The organism is Stenotrophomonas sp. 99219_Sma (genome assembly GCF_056480785.1).
The window spans coordinates 3,518,897-3,536,628 of sequence record NZ_CM151117.1; the positions used below are offsets into that span (position 1 = coordinate 3,518,897).

The 17,732-nt window shown below is 67.7% G+C and carries 13 protein-coding genes; 3 read left to right on the forward strand and 10 right to left on the reverse strand.

Annotated features, from left to right (window positions below; translation table 11 throughout):
- Positions 1-28: 28 nt before the first annotated feature.
- Genes ACZK13_RS16145 through pilG form a run of 3 tightly spaced genes read right to left on the reverse strand, consistent with a single transcriptional unit; the run spans position 29 to position 1,341 of the window.
- Entirely contained in the window at positions 29-559 is a 531-nt protein-coding gene (locus tag ACZK13_RS16145; RefSeq protein ID WP_005410716.1) for a chemotaxis protein CheW, read from the reverse strand.
- Positions 559-921, reverse strand: coding sequence for a response regulator (locus ACZK13_RS16150; RefSeq protein ID WP_005410717.1), 363 nt, complete (start codon positions 919-921; stop codon positions 559-561). Before ACZK13_RS16150 ends, ACZK13_RS16145 begins: the two co-directional genes overlap by 1 nt.
- A gap of 18 nt (positions 922-939) precedes the next feature.
- Positions 940-1,341 (reverse strand): twitching motility response regulator PilG, encoded by a 402-nt coding sequence (gene pilG / locus ACZK13_RS16155; protein ID WP_005418455.1) that lies wholly within the window; start codon positions 1,339-1,341, stop codon positions 940-942.
- A 240-nt stretch (positions 1,342-1,581) separates the two neighbouring features.
- Here pilG and gshB point away from each other — a divergent pair, with 240 nt between their 5' ends.
- Both gshB and ACZK13_RS16165 read left to right on the forward strand, forming a co-directional pair.
- On the forward strand, positions 1,582-2,529 hold the full coding sequence (gene gshB / locus ACZK13_RS16160) for a glutathione synthase (RefSeq protein ID WP_012511876.1): 948 nt from the start codon (positions 1,582-1,584) through the stop codon (positions 2,527-2,529).
- On the forward strand, positions 2,529-3,413 hold the full coding sequence (locus ACZK13_RS16165) for an energy transducer TonB family protein (protein WP_253145515.1): 885 nt from the start codon (positions 2,529-2,531) through the stop codon (positions 3,411-3,413). Before gshB ends, ACZK13_RS16165 begins: the two co-directional genes overlap by 1 nt.
- A 158-nt stretch (positions 3,414-3,571) precedes the next feature.
- Here the strand turns inward: ACZK13_RS16165 and ACZK13_RS16170 are convergent.
- The 5 genes from ACZK13_RS16170 to mrcB all read right to left on the reverse strand — a co-directional run bounded on the left by ACZK13_RS16170 (position 3,572) and on the right by mrcB (position 11,751).
- A protein-coding gene (locus tag ACZK13_RS16170; protein WP_132810585.1) for an IS3-like element ISStma2 family transposase occupies positions 3,572-4,923 on the reverse strand; the annotation gives its coding sequence in 2 pieces (ribosomal slippage) (positions 3,572-4,476 and positions 4,476-4,923; 1,353 coding nt in all).
- Between the two features lie 503 nt (positions 4,924-5,426).
- Complete coding sequence (gene tsaB, locus ACZK13_RS16175; RefSeq protein WP_164081508.1) at positions 5,427-6,140, reverse strand: tRNA (adenosine(37)-N6)-threonylcarbamoyltransferase complex dimerization subunit type 1 TsaB; 714 nt, start codon at positions 6,138-6,140, stop codon at positions 5,427-5,429.
- A 9-nt stretch (positions 6,141-6,149) separates the two neighbouring features.
- Positions 6,150-8,198, reverse strand: a complete 2,049-nt coding sequence (locus ACZK13_RS16180; protein WP_125892802.1) for a DNA repair helicase YoaA — start codon at positions 8,196-8,198, stop codon at positions 6,150-6,152.
- Between the two features lie 578 nt (positions 8,199-8,776).
- Positions 8,777-9,316 (reverse strand): hypothetical protein, encoded by a 540-nt coding sequence (locus ACZK13_RS16185; protein ID WP_180837845.1) that lies wholly within the window; start codon positions 9,314-9,316, stop codon positions 8,777-8,779.
- Positions 9,313-11,751 carry a penicillin-binding protein 1B gene (gene mrcB, locus ACZK13_RS16190; RefSeq protein WP_032130201.1) on the reverse strand — a complete coding sequence of 813 codons (2,439 nt, stop codon included), beginning with the start codon at positions 11,749-11,751 and terminating at the stop codon, positions 9,313-9,315. Before mrcB ends, ACZK13_RS16185 begins: the two co-directional genes overlap by 4 nt.
- Positions 11,752-11,847: 96 nt before the next feature.
- Here mrcB and ACZK13_RS16195 point away from each other — a divergent pair, with 96 nt between their 5' ends.
- Positions 11,848-13,947: a glycosyltransferase gene (locus ACZK13_RS16195; protein ID WP_134950716.1), complete on the forward strand. Its 2,100-nt coding sequence runs from the start codon at positions 11,848-11,850 to the stop codon at positions 13,945-13,947.
- On the opposite strand, the gene ACZK13_RS16200 is transcribed toward ACZK13_RS16195, so the two are convergent.
- Both ACZK13_RS16200 and ACZK13_RS16205 read right to left on the reverse strand, forming a co-directional pair.
- Positions 13,944-15,509: a hypothetical protein gene (locus ACZK13_RS16200; protein ID WP_253145831.1), complete on the reverse strand. Its 1,566-nt coding sequence runs from the start codon at positions 15,507-15,509 to the stop codon at positions 13,944-13,946. The genes ACZK13_RS16195 and ACZK13_RS16200 overlap by 4 nt on opposite strands.
- A 30-nt stretch (positions 15,510-15,539) precedes the next feature.
- Entirely contained in the window at positions 15,540-17,696 is a 2,157-nt protein-coding gene (locus tag ACZK13_RS16205) for a RelA/SpoT family protein (RefSeq protein ID WP_049400498.1), read from the reverse strand.
- Positions 17,697-17,732: the final 36 nt, after the last annotated feature.

The following is a 17,732-nucleotide window of genomic DNA, read 5'->3' on the forward strand; positions in this document are numbered from 1 at the left end:
TCTTCAATGCAGGGGGCGATGCCCGGCCTCAGGCCGCGGCTTGCCGGAATTCAGGGGTACGCGACAGCAGCGAGAGCGAGAACACGCCCCAGTCGTGGCCGTCGGCGTGGAAGGCGCGATCGACGAAGTGGCCGTAACGTCCTTCGGCCAGCGTGCCGGCCGCGATCTGCTGGTCCAGTTCGAAGCTGCGCTGGCCGAACAGTTCATCGATGGTCAGCGCGACGTCGCCGCCCGCCTGGCGCATGATCAGCACGCGCTGGCCTTCCTGCTGCACGGTACGCGTGCCTTCCAGGAAGTACTTCAGGTCGACCACCGGGAACAGGTTGCCGCGCAGGTTGCCCACGCCCAGCAGCCACGGCTGCGCGCACGGCACCGGGGTCACCGGCGGCATCGGCACGATTTCCACCACTTCGCGGAAATCGGACACCAGCCGGCGCTGGCCGACGCGGTAGCCCACGCCACGCCAGAGGTCCTGGGCGAACTGCCGTTCGGGCAGCTGCACCGCATGGGCCAGGCTGCGCCGTTCGTAGGCTTCGAGAATGTCGAAGGGCGAGCGCATCAGGCCACCAGTTCGTTGATCCGCGCGATCAGTTCATCCTCGCGCGGCGGCTTGACGATGTAATCGGCTGCACCCTGGCGCAGGCCCCATGCCTTGTCGGTTTCCATCGCCTTGGTGCTGACGATGATCACCGGGATGTGCTTGATCGCTGCGTCACGGGCCATCGCGCGGGTGGCCTGGAAGCCGCTCATGCCGGGCAGGACCACGTCCATCAGTACCAGCTGCGGCACCTGGTCGCGGACCAGCTGCAGTCCATCCTCGGCGTTGTCCGCTTCCAGCACCTCATGGCCGGCACGGCGCAGCCACTGGGTGAACACCGCGCGGTCGGTCGGTGAATCCTCGATCAGAACGATACGAGCCATTGTGCCTTTCCCCCCTGGTCAGGCGTTGACGTATGTGCGGATGGCACCCAGCAGTTCTTCACGCGTGAAAGGCTTCGTCAGGTACTGCTCCGAGCCGACGATGCGTCCCCGCGCCTTGTCGAACAGGCCATCCTTGGACGACAGCATGATGACCGGGGTCGCCTTGAACAGCTGGTTGCCCTTGATCAGCGCACAGGTCTGGTAGCCGTCCAGGCGCGGCATCATGATGTCGACGAAGATGATCTGCGGTTGCTGGTCTGCGATCTTCGCAAGCGCTTCGAAGCCGTCGGTGGCGGTGACCACCTCGCAGCCTTCGCGCTTGAGCAGCGTTTCCGCAGTCCTGCGGATGGTCTTCGAATCATCGATGACCATCACCCGGAGTCCTGCGAGTTCCCCGCCCGCAGTCGTGTTTTCAGTCATTGCCTATCCCCAAGCGCACGGCCCGATCTCTGGCGGGGGCCGCTACGAAAGCGTATCTATATCGCACTTTCCGCGCCCGCTTCAAGGCCGCCCCATGGCGCGGGGCATGGCACCCTCCTGAACGTGACGGGTTTCGCAATGCGTGCGCGACCGCCGGGCGGACGCTGCGTTGCAGTAAGGCGGGGAGGCGCGCGACCGGCGTTGCCGCTACCATCAACGCCTTGCCAGACAGGTGCGCCCATGCCGTTGAACGTCATCGTGGTGATGGACCCCATCGCCCACATCAAGATCGCCAAGGACACCACCTTCGCCATGTTGCTGGAAGCCCAGCGCCGCGGCCATGCCCTGCACTACGTGCGCCCGGGCGGGTTGGCCCTGGAAGGTGGCGTAGCGGTGGCCCAGACCGCACCGCTGCAGGTGCGCGACGACCCGGCCGGCTGGTATGAGCTGGGTGCGTTCAGCCGTACCGAGTTCGGTCCCGGCCAGATCGTGCTGATGCGCAAGGACCCTCCGGTCGACGCCGAGTACATCTACGACACCCAGGTGCTGGACGTGGCCGCCGCTGCCGGTGCCTGCGTGGTCAACAACCCGCAGGGCCTGCGCGACTACAACGAGAAGCTTGCCGCCCTGCTGTTCCCGCAGTGCTGCCCGCCGACCCTGGTCAGCCGCGATGCCAAGGCGCTGAAGGCCTTTGCCCTGGAACACGGCCAGGCGGTTCTGAAGCCGCTGGATGGCATGGGCGGCCGCTCGATCTTCCGCAGCGGCCAGGGCGATCCGAACCTGAATGTGATCCTGGAAACCCTGACCGACGGCGGCCACAGGATGGCGCTGGCACAGAAGTTCATTCCCGACATCACCGCCGGCGACAAGCGCATCCTGCTGGTCGATGGCGAACCCGTCGACTACTGCCTGGCGCGCATCCCGCAGGGTGATGAATTCCGCGGCAACCTCGCCGCCGGTGGCCGCGGCGAAGGCCGCCCGCTGAGCGAGCGCGACCGCTGGATCGCCGCCCAGGTCGGGCCGGAGATGAAGCGTCGCGGCATGCGCTTCGTCGGCCTGGACGTGATCGGTGATTACCTGACCGAGGTCAACGTGACCAGCCCGACCTGCGTGCGCGAACTGGACGCACAGTACGGCCTGAACATCGCTGGCACCCTGTTCGACGCACTCGAGGCCGGCCTGCGCTGATGCCGTCCGCACCTGCCGTACTGCCCCCGCCGCCGCGCGAAGCGCAACGGCTGGGGGCGACCATCGCGCTGTCGGTGCTGGTCCACGCCCTGCTGATCCTGGGCGTGGGCTTCGCCGTGAAGGGCGATGCACCGCTGGTGCCGACGCTGGAAGTGATCTTCAGCCAGACCCGCACCGCATTGACGCCGAAGCAGGCTGATTTCCTGGCCGCAGCCAACCAGGAAGGCGGTGGCGAACACGACCGCGCACAGCGTCCGCGTGACAACCAGGCCGGCATCGTGCCGCAGGCCCAGTCCGGAATCAGCCCGGTGCCACAGCAGCAGCAATCGGCCGCACCGGTTCCGCCGCCGCAGGCGCGGGTGGTCAGCAGCCGCAATGGCGAAGAGGTGGTCACGCAGGCGCAGTCCCGGCCCACGCCGGATCAGCCCGAACCGGATGCGCCCTTGAGCGCACGCGAACAGCGCGACGTGGAGATGGCGCGCCTGGCCGCCGAAGTGCACCTGCGCTCGGCGCAGTACGCCAAGCGCCCGAACCGCAAGTTCGTGTCGGCCAGCACGCGCGAATATGCCTATGCCAACTACCTGCGTGCCTGGGTCGATCGCGCCGAGCGCGTCGGCAACCTGAACTACCCGGACGAGGCCCGGCAACGCCGCCTGGGTGGCCAGGTGGTGATCAGCGTGGGTGTGCGCCGCGATGGCAGCGTGGAAAGCAGCCGGATCCTGCGTTCGAGCGGGACGCCGTTGCTGGATGAGGCGGCACTGCGGGTGGTGAAGCTGGCACAGCCGTTCCCGCCGTTGCCGAAGACCGAGGATGAGATCGATATCCTGCAGGTCACGCGCACGTGGGTGTTCCTGCCGGGCGGCACCCTGCACGACGATCGGTAGGGTTTGTTGCCCGGACCTGCGGCCCGGGACCCGCTGAACGTCAACGTCAACGTCAACGTCAAAGGCGGCGGTTGGACTGTGGATTTGGTGTGGCGGGGTGGCTGGGCAGGAGACGCCGTAAACCCATCCTTGAAGTGACCCCCGAGACTTGGACGGGGTCAGGCGGCCGATTGGGCCTGCTCCCGGTACTTTATCGGGCTCAGACCTTTCAGTTTCAGTTTGATGCGCTCTTCGTTGTAGTACTGGATGTATTCCACCAGCCCAGCCTCCAGACTCTCGAGGCTGTCAAAGCTGTTCAGGTAGAAGAACTCCGACTTCAGCGTTCCAAAGAAGCTCTCCATCGCCGCATTGTCCAGGCAGTTGCCGCGCCGGGACATGCTTTGCTTCAACGAGTGCTTTTCCAGCATATGCCGGTAGTTTTCATGCTGGTACTGCCAGCCCTGGTCGGAGTGGATCATGGGGCGCTCATCCGGGGAAAGCTTCTTGATGGCCTCCTCCAGCATTTGACCCACCAGATCAAATACGGGCCGACGCTTGATCTGATAAGCCACGATTTCACCGTTGTAGAGGTCCATGATCGGCGACAGGTACAGCTTCATGCCCTGCACCTTGAACTCGGTCACGTCAGTCACCCACTTCTGGTTGGGCCGCTCGGCATGGAACTGGCGATTGAGGTCATTGCCAACCACAACATTGGCCGCCCCCTTGAAGGCCTGGTAGCGCTTCACACGCACCCGCGATTTCAGTCCCATCTCCCCCATCAGGCGCTGAACCCGCTTGTGATTGGTCCGATGACCCTGATTGGCTAATTCCAGCGTCACCGTGCGATAGCCATAGCGCCCTTGGCTTTGATCGTAGATTGCACGGATGCGCTCGCACAGGGCTGCCTCATCCTGATCCGGATGGGCCAGGACATGGTTCTGGTAATAGAACGTACTGCGTGACAGCTCAGCTGCTTCGAGCAGAAGCGACAGCGTATGAACCTGCCTCAATCCTTGGACGGCTTGCGCTTTGCGTCCTGCGCCGCCTGCTCTTCCCGGATCAAGGCATCGAGTTTTTTTAGGTAGTCGGTCTCCGCACGCAGATAGGCGACTTCCTTGAGCAGCTCATCGCGGCTCATATCCTCAGGTGGCTTGGACGAACGGGTCTTTTTCATCGGCTTTCGGGGCGGCGGCGGAGGGGGTGCCAACGCTTGGGCACCGCCTTGAGCATACAGGCGCCGCCATCGTCCCACCGCGCCGGCATCGCCAATTTGAAAGTAGGTGGTGGCCTCCCGCCCGGACAAGCCGTCCTGGCTCATCTTCTCCAGGACAGCCAGTTTGAACGGGAGGTCATAGGACCGGGCCTGGCGATGAAATCCCCGCCTACCATGCAGCCGATAGGTCGCCACCCAGCGCCTGACCGTGGAGAACTCCAGGCCGTGGCGACGGGCAATGGCTTTGACCGATGTGGAGGTCTTGCAGGCCTCTTTGGCGACCTGCAGTTTGAAACGCGCGTCGTATTTGTTCATGTATCCCTCGGGGTTGGATCTGGTGTCCAACTCCCGGGGGTCACTTCACCTTGGGGGCTCGATGGCGCCTTGCTCGTCCGCGCTGTCCTGCGCACACGGCAAGACCGGGGTTGGGCATCCTTCCCAACCCGCCCGAGGCATGCCTCGGGCCCATGGCGCCAACGGTCCTGCCCAGCCACCCCGCCCCACCTCTGACAGATCCCGGCGCATCGCGTCCCGCTCCGCTGTTGGTAGGTGTCGACCTTGGTCGACACACATCCACGCTATGCGTGGATGCGAGCGAAGCGATCCGCTTTTGACTTTGATTTTCTTTTGATTTTCCGTGGCGGACGCACACGGAAACTGTCAGAGGTCGGGCGGGGTGGGTTCGCGGGGGTATCCGCGCCATGGATGGCGCGGCTAAGCCCCCAGGGACGGGTTCACGGCGTCCCCCGCGAACCCACCCCGCCCGGCCAAGCGCGGCTTTTGATTTACGCGATCCCCCCCCCCCCGCCACGAGGGGCTCAGCCGTTGGCCTTCGCCTTCGCCTCGCGCGCGGCCTGTTGCTCGACCAGGGTCAGTGCCACGTTGTCGCGCAGGTACGCCGGCTCGACCTTCTCCGGTGCGATGGCTTCGCCGCGGGCGAAGGCCGGCACCGCCAGTGCCAGCACGTCCGACGCCCGCGGCAACGCAGTGGCATCAACGCCGCGCAGGCCAGCGCCCAACTGCGTAACAAGCGCACCCTCGGCCGCACCAAACCCGGTACCCACACCGTAGGCGGACAGCCCTTCCGGCAGCGATACCGCAGCGGGTGCGCATACGCGCTCGGCATCACGCGCCACCGGCAGGCCGTCCACGCGCTCGAAGCGGGCAACGTAGAGTTCGCCCATCCGCGCATCGATCGCCGACAGGATCTGCGTTTCCTCGGCCGGTGCCCGCAGCGCCAGCACCTGCAGCGTCGAGACCGGCAGCAGCGGACGGTCCAGTGCCAGTGCGATGCCCTGGGCGATGGCAATCGCTAGGCGCACGCCAGTGAACGCACCGGGGCCGCGACTGAGCGCGATGCCGTCCAGCTGGCGGCGGCTGATGCCGGCGTCGGCCAGCAGCGCCTCCGCCCACGGCAGGCTCAGTTCGGCGTGCCGGCGCGGGGCGATCTCGAAGCGTTCCAGCACCTGCCCATCGACATGCAGGGCAACGGAACAGGCTTCGGTGGCGGTTTCAAAGGCGAGCAGTTTCATCGGATCGGGTCAGAACAAGGGGAACGTGGCACCGGGCGCCGGCTCGGGGCCGGTCGCAACAGCGACTGGGGCAGCCGCATCATCGGCCGCAGGCGACCATTGTGGCGTAAAGAAGGCCTGCACATCGGCCAGGCTGCGAGTACGCCGGAACGGCGGCAGCGAATCGAGGAAGACCCGGCCATAGCCACGGTTGAGCAGGCGCGGGTCACACAGTACCAGCACGCCACGGTCGCTCTCGCTGCGGATCAGGCGGCCGACGCCCTGCTTCAGCGCGATCACCGCCTGCGGCAATTGCTCGTCGCGGAACGGATTGCCGCCCTGGCTGCGGATCGCCTCCAGCCGCGCCTCGTACACCGGGTCATCCGGCGCCGCGAACGGCAGCTTGTCGATCATCACCACGCTCAGCGCTTCGCCGACCACATCCACGCCCTCGCGGAAACTGGCCGAGCCCAGCAGCACGCCATTGCCCGATTCACGGAAGCGCTGCAGCAGCGTCGCACGCGGCGCCTCACCCTGCACGAACAGCGGCCACGGCCCGTCGCGCAATGCCTCGGCGGCCTCACGCAATGCACGGTGCGAGGCGAACAACAGGAAGGCCCTGCCCTGCGAGGCCTGCAACACCGGCCGCAAGGTCTGGATCAGCGCGGTGCCAAACCCGCGCGCCGCCGGATCGGGCAGGCCTTCGGGCAGGTAGCACAGCGCCTGCTCGGGCCAATTGAACGGGCTTGGCTGCACCAGCGTGTGCGGATCGTCCAGGCCCAGGCGGGTGGCGATGTGATCGAAACCACCGCCAACGGTCAGCGTTGCCGAAGTGAAGATCCACGCGGCACGGCTGCGCTCGCGATGCTCACGCAGCGGACCGGACACATCCATCGGCGTGCGCTGGCAACGGAAACCACGCGGCGTAAGCTCGTACCAGAGCACATCGGCCGCACTGCTCGCTTCCGACGGATCGGTGTCGAAATCGAGAGTGGGTTCGTCATCGCCCAGCCAGCGGCTGAGCCGCGAGACCGCCTCGCGCGCCCGCGCATGACAGGCATCCAGACCCGCCGCCGCTTCGCGCAGCGGCTGCAATGCCTGCTCCAGGGTCACCAACCCTGCCATCACCGTATCGAATCCGTCGCGCACCTGTGGCATCGCCAGCGCGCGCCATTGCGTGCCACGCGGAGGCAGTCCCTCCATCGCCGAACGCAGCGCCAGCAGCGCCTGCTGCAACTGGTCGACCGGTTCCTGCAGCGCCGACTGCGCGCCGCCCACACCGCGTGCTTCAGCCAGGCAATCGCGCCCGAGCTCCTGCCACGGGCGCATGCCAAAACCCTCGCCGAAGAACTGCGCGGCCAGTTCGGGCAACTGGTGCGCCTCGTCGATGACGAAGGCCTGGGCGCCCGGCAGCAGTTCACCGAAGCCATCCTGCTTCAGGGCCAGATCGGCCAGCAGCAGGTGATGGTTGACCACCACCACATCGGCAGCCTGTGCACGCTGCCGCGCACGCACCACGAAGCAGTCATCCCAGAACGGGCAATCGGTGCCCAGGCAGTTGTCGACGGTGGAGGTGACCATCGGCAGCAATGGGGAGTCGTCGGCCAGCCCGTCGAGCTCGGCGATGTCACCGAACTCCGAGCGACCGGACCAGGCCAGGATGCGCTGGAACTGCGCCGCCTGTTCAGGGCTGGAAAAACGCGGCTCGCCGCGCGCCTGCTGCAGGCGATAGCGGCACAGGTAGTTCGCACGCCCTTTCAGCAGCGCACTGCGCAGGCCGACCCCGAGTGCTTGACGCACCCGTGGCAGATCGCGGTGGTAGAGCTGGTCCTGCAGCGCGCGGGTGCCTGTGGAGATGATGGTGCGCAACCCGGACAGCAGCACCGGCACCAGATAGGCAAACGTCTTGCCGGTGCCGGTACCGGCCTCGGCCAGCAGCAGATCACGCTGCTGCAGCGCATCGGCGATGGCTTCGGTCAGGTGCAGCTGTGCCGGACGCGGGACGAATGCATCCAGGTGCGAGGCGAGCGCGCCGCCGTCGCTGAGGGCTTCGCGGCTGGCATGGACAAGGTCGGACATCAGAGGGAAAGGATACCCGGCCGGGCGCTGCCCGGCACCCGTTTCAAGCCAGAGCCAGAGCACCAGCAACGGCAACGGTGTTGTTCACGGCTCTGGGTTTCTGCGTGCAGGGTGGGGCGGGAGGGGCAGGCAGGACACGCCGTAAACCCATCCATGGGGGCTCGATGGCGCCATCCATGGCGCCAACGGTCCTGCCTGCCCCTCCCGTCCCACCCTCGACAGTTTCCCGGTGACGGATGCACGGGCGGTGTAGCGTCGAGCTTGCTCGACTGGGATTTCAGAAGCGGTGGGTGGAACAGGAAAGAAGAATGACGGCGAGTGCGCGCAGCGCGCGACCCGCTCTTGATCTGATTTTTTCTTTTCCGTGGCTGGACGCACACGGAAACTGCCAGGGGCCGGGCGGGTGGGCTGCGCAGGGGCGTGAGCCGCATGGATGCGGCGACCGAGCTTACACGGACGTGCTTGCAGCGCCCCCTGCGCAGCTCACCCGCCCGGCCCACCTCGCCGACCCGCAGTCGAGCAAGCTCGACTCTACGCAGTATGCCCAGCCACGAGGGGCTGCGCCGTTGGCCGGAAACTCAGTACCGCTTGATCCCCGGCACGGTGCAGCCTTCCAGCTGCGCATGCGCCGACACCGCATTCTCCTTCTCGCCGCGCGCCAGACGCGACTGCTCGATCGTCGCCCAGTGCCGGCGGCACAGCGGCCCGGTCTTCGAGCCCAGATCCACCGCCTTGCGCGCGAACGTCTCAGCCTGTGCCCATTGGCCCTGCAGCAGCGCCAGCTCGGCACGCTCCTGCAACACCGCCGGGTCACCGGCCACGATTTCCAGCGCGTGGTCCAGGCTGCTGGCGGCACCGGCCAGGTCGTTGGCCTGGCGCTGCGTCTGTGCGGTCACCCGCAGGTCTTCCACCTGCGAATCACGCAGCGGCTGCACCGACAGCTCCTTGTCGTCCGGACCTGCGGCCGCATCCACCGCAGCCAGGCGCTGTGCCGGCGTAGTGGTATCAACCGGCGGCTTGGCCACCGGCGGTGCGCTGCTGACGCAGGCGGCCAGGGCCAGGCTGAGGCCGGTCAGGGCCAGGGGCTGCAGCATGGATCGCATGTTCATCGGCATCATCGGCTCGGAGGAGGAGTGGCGGCGGCGGGCGCCGCAGCAGGTTCAGCAGGCGGCTCAGGCTTGCGGTCCAGGCCGAACCAGCTACGCCAGCCACCGCCCTCGCCTTCGGCACCCTGCCCGTCCGGCGACACCGCCGGCGCACACGGTGCATAGGCCGGCGCGTAGCCCACCACGAACGGGAAACGACGCGCGCCCGGACAGCCTTCATCCGTGCTGTTGAGTCCGGTCGGCGCCACCGACTGCCAGTCCAGGCCCTTGTTGCTGACCCGCAGCGGCGCACTCGGCAGGCGCTGGAAGATGCCCGACCAGACCCGCATCGCGCCGGTGGCACCGTACAGGCCGGCCTGCTCGTTCTGGTCGTTGCCGATCCAGATCACCGCCAGATGATCGCCGGTGTAACCGGCGTACCAGCTGTCGCGGCCATCGTTGGTGGTACCGGTCTTGCCGGCCGGCTGCAGGCGGCCGAGGCCATCGGCGTTGAGCCGCTGCGCGGTGCCGCTGGCAACCACCTGCTGCAGGCCGACACTGATCAGGTTGGCGGCAATCGAGTCGCCTTCCTGGGCCGGTGCCGGGGTCTTGTCGTAACGCTTGAGCAGCTTGCCCTGCGGATCGAGCACGCCACGCACCGCATGCAGCGGCTGGATTTCGCCACCGGACGCGAGGAACTGGTACAGCTGGGCCATCGCGTACGGGCTCTGGTCGGTCGAACCGAGAATCACCGCCGGATTCGCCTCGGCCTTGATGCCGGCCAGCACGTGGATCAGCTGGGTCACGCGCTCGGGGCCGACCTGCATGCCCACGCGCACCGTGGCCTGGTTGTAGGAATGCGCCAGCGCGTCGATCAGGCGCACGGTGCCGTGGCTGCGGTTGTCGGCATTGCCGGGATTCCAGTTGCGGCCGCGGCCGAGCTGCACGGTCACCGGTGAATCGTCGACCCAGCTGGCCAGCGAGTAGCGGTCCGGCTGCGCCAACGCGAGCAGGTACACGAACGGCTTCAGCAACGAGCCGACCGGGCGCTGTGCTTCGATCGCACGGTTGAAGCCGACTTCGGACACTTCACGGCTGCCGATTACCGCCAGCACGTCACCGTTGTGCACGTCGGTCAGCACCATGCCGGCCTGCAGTTCGGGGCGACGCTTGCTCTCCAGCGACTTGATGGTGCGGGTCACCGCGCCTTCGGCATAGGCCTGCGCGGACGGCGACATGCCGGTCATCACGCTCAGGCCGGCGCCCTGCAGGGCAGATTCCGGATAGTCGTGACCCAGTTGGCGGCGGACCAGATCGACATAGGCGGGGAAGCGGTTGGCGGCAACCAGGCCCGGCGTCTTGGGCACGCCCAGCGGGGCCTTCAACGCACGCTGGTACTCGGCGTCATCGATCAGCGTGGCTTCGTGCAGTTTGCCCAGCACGAAGTTGCGGCGATCCAGCGCGCGTTCCGGATTGCGCCGCGGGTCGTAGAAGGACGGGCCCTTGACCAGGCCGATCAGCAGCGCGATCTGCTCGGTCTCCAGCGACTGCAGGTCGCGACCGAACCAGAACTCGGCGCCAGAGGACATGCCATGGATCGCCTGGCTGCCACGCTGGCCCAGATACACCTGGTTGAGGTAGGCCTCGAAGATGGTGCGCTTGTCGTAGCGCGCTTCCATGATCAGCGCGTAGAGCACTTCGTTGAATTTGCGGGTAACCGTCTGCTCCTTGCCGATGCCAAGCAGGCCGCTGCGGGCCAGCTGCTGGGTCAGCGTAGAGGCGCCCTGACGGCTCTGGCCACCGGAGCGGATGGTTACCCACACCGCACGGGCGATGCCGGACAGGTCGATGCCGTGGTGGCGGTTGAAGTCCTTGTCCTCCACCGCCTGCAGGCCGGTCACCAGCAGGTCCGGCGCCTCGTCCATGCGGATCAGGCGGCGTTCTTCCTGCTTCTGGCCGTACAGGGTGGCGATGCGGGCCGGGTCCAACCGCGCGGCCTTCAAGGCCTTGCGGTTGTCGGCGTCGCGCAGCGAGGCGACCGCACCATCGGCCAGTGACAGCTCGAGCCGGCGCGGGGCAACCCGGCCATCGACGTCGTTGTAGCCGCGGCTGGAGATGACGAAGCGCCCGCCGTTCACCGCATAGGTGGCCGGCTCCTTGCCCTGGCCGTCATCGCGGTAGGCGGAGGCGGCCAGCTCGGTCTTCAGCGTGGACGCATCCATCGCCTTGCCGGGGGTGAGCACCAGCGGGCGCGCGTAGACGCGCGTCGGGATCTGCCAGCGCAGCTCGCCGAAACGCTGGGTCACCTGCTGGTTCAGGTACAGCGTATAGGGAATGAGGAAACCCAATCCCAACGCGACCGCAGCCATGCTCCAGGTGATCAGCCGGCGCCGCCACAGCGGGCCGTTGTCCTGCTGGTCGTCGTCGTCGAAATCGTCGATGTCGTCGGAATCGTAGCGTCGGGGCACGGGAATGCGAGAATGTAGGGTCTGGCGAGTCTACCCCAGCCGCTGCGGCTGGCGAATTCTCCCAGGTTCCCCTGCTTAAGCTGGAGTTGCAACCGGATGGCGATGTCCCTGGCCGAGATCCGATACCTGATCAACCGCCTCACGGGCCTGGCCCGCCGGAGCCTGGCCAGCCTGCGTACCCGTGGGTGGCGGGCGACCTGGCAGCGCATCCGCGTGCATACCCAGCGCGCCGTTCCCGCGCCGCGAACGCCGCTGTTCCTGCCGCCGGCACAGGATTTCGCCCCCTTCACGGTGCCGTTCAGCGAAACGCCGGAAGTGAGTATCGTCATCCCGGTCTACAACCACGTCGGCCATACCCTGGCCTGCCTGCGCGCCCTGGCGGCACATCCGCCGCTGGCGGCGTGCGAGATCCTGGTCGTGGATGACGGCAGCAGCGACGCCACCGTGCAGTGGATGCCGCAGGTCGCCGGACTGCGCTATGAGGTGCGCGAGCACAACGGCGGCTTCATCGAGGCCTGCAACGATGGCGTGTCGCGCGCACGCGGCCGCTATGTGGTGCTGCTCAACAACGATACGGTGCCACAGCCGGGCTGGCTGGATGCCCTGCTGGACACGTTCGCCAGCACACCCGACGCCGGCCTGGTCGGCAGCCAGCTGCTGTACCCGGATGGCCGCCTGCAGGAATCAGGGGGTGTGATCTTCGCCAACGGCAGCGGCTGGAGCTACGGCCGTTTCGAGGCGGCGGACGACCCACGCTTTGCCAGCCTGCGGGACGTCGACTACTGCTCCGGCGCGGCGCTGATGCTGCCGCGCGCCCTCTGGCAGCAGCTGGGCGGCTTCGATACCCGTTACAAGCCGGCGTACTACGAGGACACCGATCTGGCCTTCCGCGTTCGCGCCCAGGGCCTGCGTGTGCTGGTGCAACCAGCCAGCCGGGTGATCCACGATGAAGGCACCAGCAACGGCACCGATACCGGCAGCGGGGTGAAGGCCTACCAGGTGCGCAACCAGGCCATCTTCGCCGCCCGCTGGGCCACCGAGCTGGCCCACCATCCGGCGGTGGGCGAAGTGCCGTCACCCGCGCTGCTGCTGCGTGGCCGACGCCAGGTGTTGATCCTGGACGAGGAAGTACCCCAGCCGGATCGCGATTCGGCGTCACTGCGCCAGGTGAACCTGATCCGCCTGCTGCTGCAGGGCGGCGCTCATGTGGTGTTTGTTCCCACCCGCCGCGAACATGGCGGTGCCGCCACCGAAGCACTGCAGCGGATGGGCGTGGAAGTCTGGTATGCGCCGTTCCTCGATGGCGTCGCCAGCTGGCTGCGAACGCACGGTGCGCGTTTCCACGTGGCGCTGCTGGTCCGCCACCATGTCGCCCACGAGTGCCTGCCGCTGCTGAAGCGCTATGCGCCGCAGGCCCGCACCGTGTTCGACACCGTGGACCTGCACTACCTGCGCGAACGTCGTGGTGCCGAAGTCGCCGGTGATGCCGGGTTGCTGCGCGCCGCCGAGCGTACCCGCGCCAGCGAGCTGGCGGTGATGGAGCAGTGCGACGTCACCGTGCTGGTCAGTGCCGCCGAGCGCGAGCAGCTGCAGGCCGACGCCCCTTCCGTGCAGGTGGAGCTGATCTCCAACCTGCACGACGTCGCCGGCGCCGGCAAGCCGTTCGAACAGCGCCATGATCTGGTGTTTGTCGGCGGCTTCCGCCATCCGCCGAACCTGGATGCCATGGAGTGGTTCATCGGCGAAGTCTTTGCCGGCATCCGCGCCCGCCTGCCCGAGGTACGCCTGCACTGCATCGGTGCCGCCACACCGGAATCGCTGCTGGCATTGGCCGCACGCCAACCCGGCGTGCAGATGCACGGTTTCGTCGAGGACATCACGCCCTACATGGACGGCGCACGCATTTCCATCGCGCCGCTGCGTTTCGGCGCCGGCGTGAAGGGCAAGATCAACCTGAGCATGGCCCATGGCCAGCCGGTGGTAGGTACCACCTGCGCTGTGGAAGGAATGCACCTGCACCCGGGCCAGGACGTGCTGGTGGCGGATGATGCGGCGGGCTTCGCCGATGCGGTGGTCCGCCTGTACCAGGATCCGCAGCTGTGGCAGCAGTTGTCCGACGCCGGCCTGGCCAACATCGCAGAGCACTTCTCCCTCGACGCTGCCCGCGCGACCGTGCAGCGGGTGTTCTTCACCTAATCCGGGCGACCGCCGGCGCGGCGCAGGCGGTCTTCGAACGCCGGCAGCTCGGCCAGGTCCGGTTGCAGCAACCGGGCCTGTTCGGCGGCGTGTGCCGCGAAAGCCAGATCGCCGTTGCCGAGCCGTTCGCTGCCGATCGCCAGCCAGCGCTGGGCCAGGCGCAGGCGTGCCGAGGGAAGCCCGGCCGCGGTCGGCGACAGAGTCTGCCACGCCTGCAGGCAGGCACCGGCCGCCTGCACGCGATTCTGCCGCAGGTTGTCGTCGAAGCAGCGGCGACTGGCGGGCAGCAGCCGCGCTGCGGCAGCCTTCACCCGTGCATCGCGTGGCGCCAGTGACTGCGCTTCGCGCAACGCGTCGAACGCACTGTGCCCGGGGGGGCTGATCCATTGCCCGGCACGTTCGGCGCGCTCGATCCTGCGCAGGTGGTCGCGCAGTTGGCGCTCGCGCTGCGTGTTGCTGACCGCCGGCTGCTGCAGCGCCTTCTGCGCCTGTTGGGCGCGCTGCAGGCGTTGCGCGAGCTGCTGTTGCGCGGCCGGCGAAGCACCCAGTTCCGCTGCCAGCGCGGCATCGGCCTGCGCCGCTTCGAACTGGAAATCGTCGGCCTGCTGCTGGCTGCGTGCCAGCACCGCCTGCAAGGTCTGTTCGCGGCCGCGCTGGGCACTGGAATCATCAACCGCCACTGCCAGCACGGCGAGGAATCCCTTCGCTGCGGATTCCAGCTGCCGACGCTGCAAGGCGCGCTGGGCCTGGCGCAGGCGCTGGTCGACGGCCTGTGCCAATGCTTCCTGGCTGGCGGGCAGATCGGCGTGGCCGGCATCGAACTGGCGCGCACGCTGCAGCATCGCGGCTGCCTCGGCCAGTTCGCCGCGTCCGGCCAGGATGCGGGCCTGCTGCAGCAGATCGCTCAGTGCGTCCTCGCGACCTTCCAGCGCCGGCAGATTGTCCGGCTGCAGTACCAGGATGCGCTGGAACAGGGGCAGCGCGCTGCTGTCACCGTCGTCCAGCCGGCCCGCTGCAAAGGCGTTGCGCGCCTGCGCCAGCAGTGCACCGACGCCGGCGCCTGCGCTGCGCCGGGCCTGCAGCTGGCGTGCCACGGCGTCCGCATCGCCCTGCGGCACCTGCAGTTCCCGGGCCAGTGCCAGCGCCTGCGCGCTGCCTTCGAGGTCGTTGGCCTGCAGTTTTTCGCTGGCCTGCTGCAGGGCCGCGGCGCCGGTACGGGCCAGCCCCTCACGGGCCTGCGGACGATCACCATCCAGCGCCAGCACGGCCTGGTAGCGCTCACGCGCACCACTGCCATCGGCGGCACTCAGCCGCCCAGCCGCCAGTGCGCGATCGCCTTCGGCCAGCAACTGTTCAATCTGAGGCTCATCCCAGAACCAGTCGGCCAGCGGCTTGCGCAGCAGCACCAGCAGCACGAACACCGCCAGCGCCGCGACCAGCGCCCAGCGCCACACCCGGCGCGCGTGACGTGCCTGCAGCCACCACCAACGGCCTTCGCGGCGGACGCGGTCCAGCGCAGGATGTTCAGCGCCATGCGGGCGATGCGGAGGCTCGCGTTCCATGCGTGCAGGGTAGCCGGGGCAGCGTGAAGCTCAGCCGAGGCGACGCGCCTCGCTCACGCCGGGCAGCGCATCCAGCTTGCCCAGCAGGGTCGACAGCTGGCCGTAGTCGCTCACCTTCAGGCGCAGGCGCAGGTGGGCACGGCCACTGTTGCGCACGTTGTCACTGTGGATGTCGAGCACGTAGGCGTCTTCCTGGGCGATCAGGTTGGTGATGTCCTTCAGCAGCCAGCGGCGGTCGACCGCAGTGACCACCACGTCCACTTCGTAGCCGCCACCGGCCTGGCCCCACTCCACCGGCAGGATGCGCTGCGGGCTGGTGGCTGCCAGCCGGGCCAGCGCGGCACAGTCTGCACGATGCACGGTGACACCCCGGCTACGGGTCAGGTAGCCGACGATCGGTTCACCGGCCACTGGCTGGCAGCAACGCGCCAGCTGCACCAGCAGGTTGCCCACGCCCTGCACGGTGAACTTGGACTTGCCCAGGTTCTCGCGGCGCGCGGTCGGCCGCGGCAGGGCTGGCGCGGGCGTCGGCTGGCTCGCTGCACGTTCGGCTTCCAGCAGGGTACGACTGACCTGGTTCGGGCCGGTGTCACCCAGCGCCACCTGGATGTAGAGGTCGTCAACGCTGTCGGCATGGAACTTCTTCGCCGCCACCGCCAGATCAGAATGCTGCAGGCCCAGACGCTTCAGCTCGCGCTCGAGCAGCTCGCGCCCGGCCTGCACGTTGCGCGCGCGGTCCAGCTTGTGGAACCAGCTGCGTACTTTTTCGCGCGAGCGGTTGCTGGCCAGGAAGCCGTTGGCCGGCATCAGCCAGTCGCGGCGCGGATCGGCCTCCTTGCCGGTCAGGATCTCGACGCGGTCGCCGCTGCGCAGGCGGTAGGTCAGCGGCACGATACGGCCATTGACCTTCGCACCACGGCAGCGGTGGCCCACCATCGTGTGCACCTGGTAGGCGAAATCAAGCGGCGTGGCGCCCTGCGGCAGGTCCAGCACCTCGTCCTTCGGGCTCAGTGCATAGACCCGGTCCTCGGTCAGCTCGGCATCGAGCGCCCCGGCCAGTTCATTGCCCTGCCCGTCCTGCGCCTGCTCCAGCAGCTGGCGCATCCAGGTGATCTTGCGGTCGAAGGACTTCTCCGCGCCCTTGCCGCCTTCCTTGTACTTCCAGTGCGCGGCCACGCCCAGCTCGGCCTGCGAATGCATCTCGTGGGTACGGATCTGCACTTCGATGGTGCGCCCTTCCGGGCCGACCACGGCGGTATGCAGCGAGCGATAGTCGTTGGCCTTGGGCCGGGCGATGTAGTCGTCGAACTCGCTGGGCACCGGCGCCCACAGTGCATGCACCACGCCCAGCGCGGCGTAGCAGGCGGCGACATCGTCGACCATGACGCGCACCGCACGGATGTCGTACAGCTGGTCGAACGCCAGCCGCTTCTTCTGCATCTTCCGCCAGATGCTGTAGATGTGCTTCGGGCGGCCACTGACCTCGGCCTTGATGCCCTGCGCGACCAGTTCGCGCGACAGCACCTTCTTGACGTTCTCGACGTAACGCTCGCGGGCGATGCGGGTTTCGTCCACCTCCCGCGCAATGCGCCGGTAGGTCTCCGGTTCCAGGTGGCGGAACGCCAGGTCCTCCAGCTCCCACTTCAGCTGCCAGATGCCCAGACGGTTGGCCAACGGCGCATGGATGTCGCGGGTCAGCTGCGCCAGCGCGCGGCGTTGCTCGTCGTCCAGCTTGTCGGCCGCGCGCATGCGCGCCAGCTGCCGCGCCAGCAGGATGGGCACCACGCGCAGGTCACGGATGATCGCCAGCAGCAGGCGGCGCAGGCCCTCGCTGTTGCGCCCGGCCTCACGGCCGGCATGCAGTGCCCAGACCGGATCGGCCGCATCCTGGCCATCCAGCAGGCCGATCACTGCGGCCTTGTGATTGCCCAGCGGCAGTTGCTCCAGGCTGGCGCGCAGGCCGGGCAGATCGAACAGCAGGGCCGCGACCACCGCGCCTTCGTCGGCCGAGAGCATCGCCAGTGCGTCGAGGGTGTCGCCCAGCACCGACCAGCTGGCGCGCATCTGATGGTCGCAGTCCGGTGCTTCCCAGTGCCCGCGCAGGGCCTGGCGCAGCGGAGCAGGCAGCACGGCTGCCGAGGGGCGGTTCAACAAGGCATCCAGGCCGGGGACGGAAGCGCGGTTCACAGCATCGAGCAGGCAAGACAGAGGCCCCTACACTAG

Excerpts from the sequence above, each read along its gene's own strand:
- ACZK13_RS16145 (WP_005410716.1), bottom strand. The coding sequence starts at position 559 with ATGCGCTCGCCCTTCGACATTCTCGAAGCCTACGAACGGCGCAGCCTG.
- tsaB (WP_164081508.1), bottom strand. The coding sequence starts at position 6,140 with ATGAAACTGCTCGCCTTTGAAACCGCCACCGAAGCCTGTTCCGTTGCC.
- ACZK13_RS16185 (WP_180837845.1), bottom strand. The coding sequence starts at position 9,316 with ATGATGCCGATGAACATGCGATCCATGCTGCAGCCCCTGGCCCTGACC.
- ACZK13_RS16150 (WP_005410717.1), bottom strand. The coding sequence starts at position 921 with ATGGCTCGTATCGTTCTGATCGAGGATTCACCGACCGACCGCGCGGTG.
- ACZK13_RS16180 (WP_125892802.1), bottom strand. The coding sequence starts at position 8,198 with ATGTCCGACCTTGTCCATGCCAGCCGCGAAGCCCTCAGCGACGGCGGC.
- gshB (WP_012511876.1), top strand. The coding sequence starts at position 1,582 with ATGCCGTTGAACGTCATCGTGGTGATGGACCCCATCGCCCACATCAAG.
- ACZK13_RS16200 (WP_253145831.1), bottom strand. The coding sequence starts at position 15,509 with ATGGAACGCGAGCCTCCGCATCGCCCGCATGGCGCTGAACATCCTGCG.
- pilG (WP_005418455.1), bottom strand. The coding sequence starts at position 1,341 with ATGACTGAAAACACGACTGCGGGCGGGGAACTCGCAGGACTCCGGGTG.
- ACZK13_RS16195 (WP_134950716.1), top strand. The coding sequence starts at position 11,848 with ATGGCGATGTCCCTGGCCGAGATCCGATACCTGATCAACCGCCTCACG.
- ACZK13_RS16165 (WP_253145515.1), top strand. The coding sequence starts at position 2,529 with ATGCCGTCCGCACCTGCCGTACTGCCCCCGCCGCCGCGCGAAGCGCAA.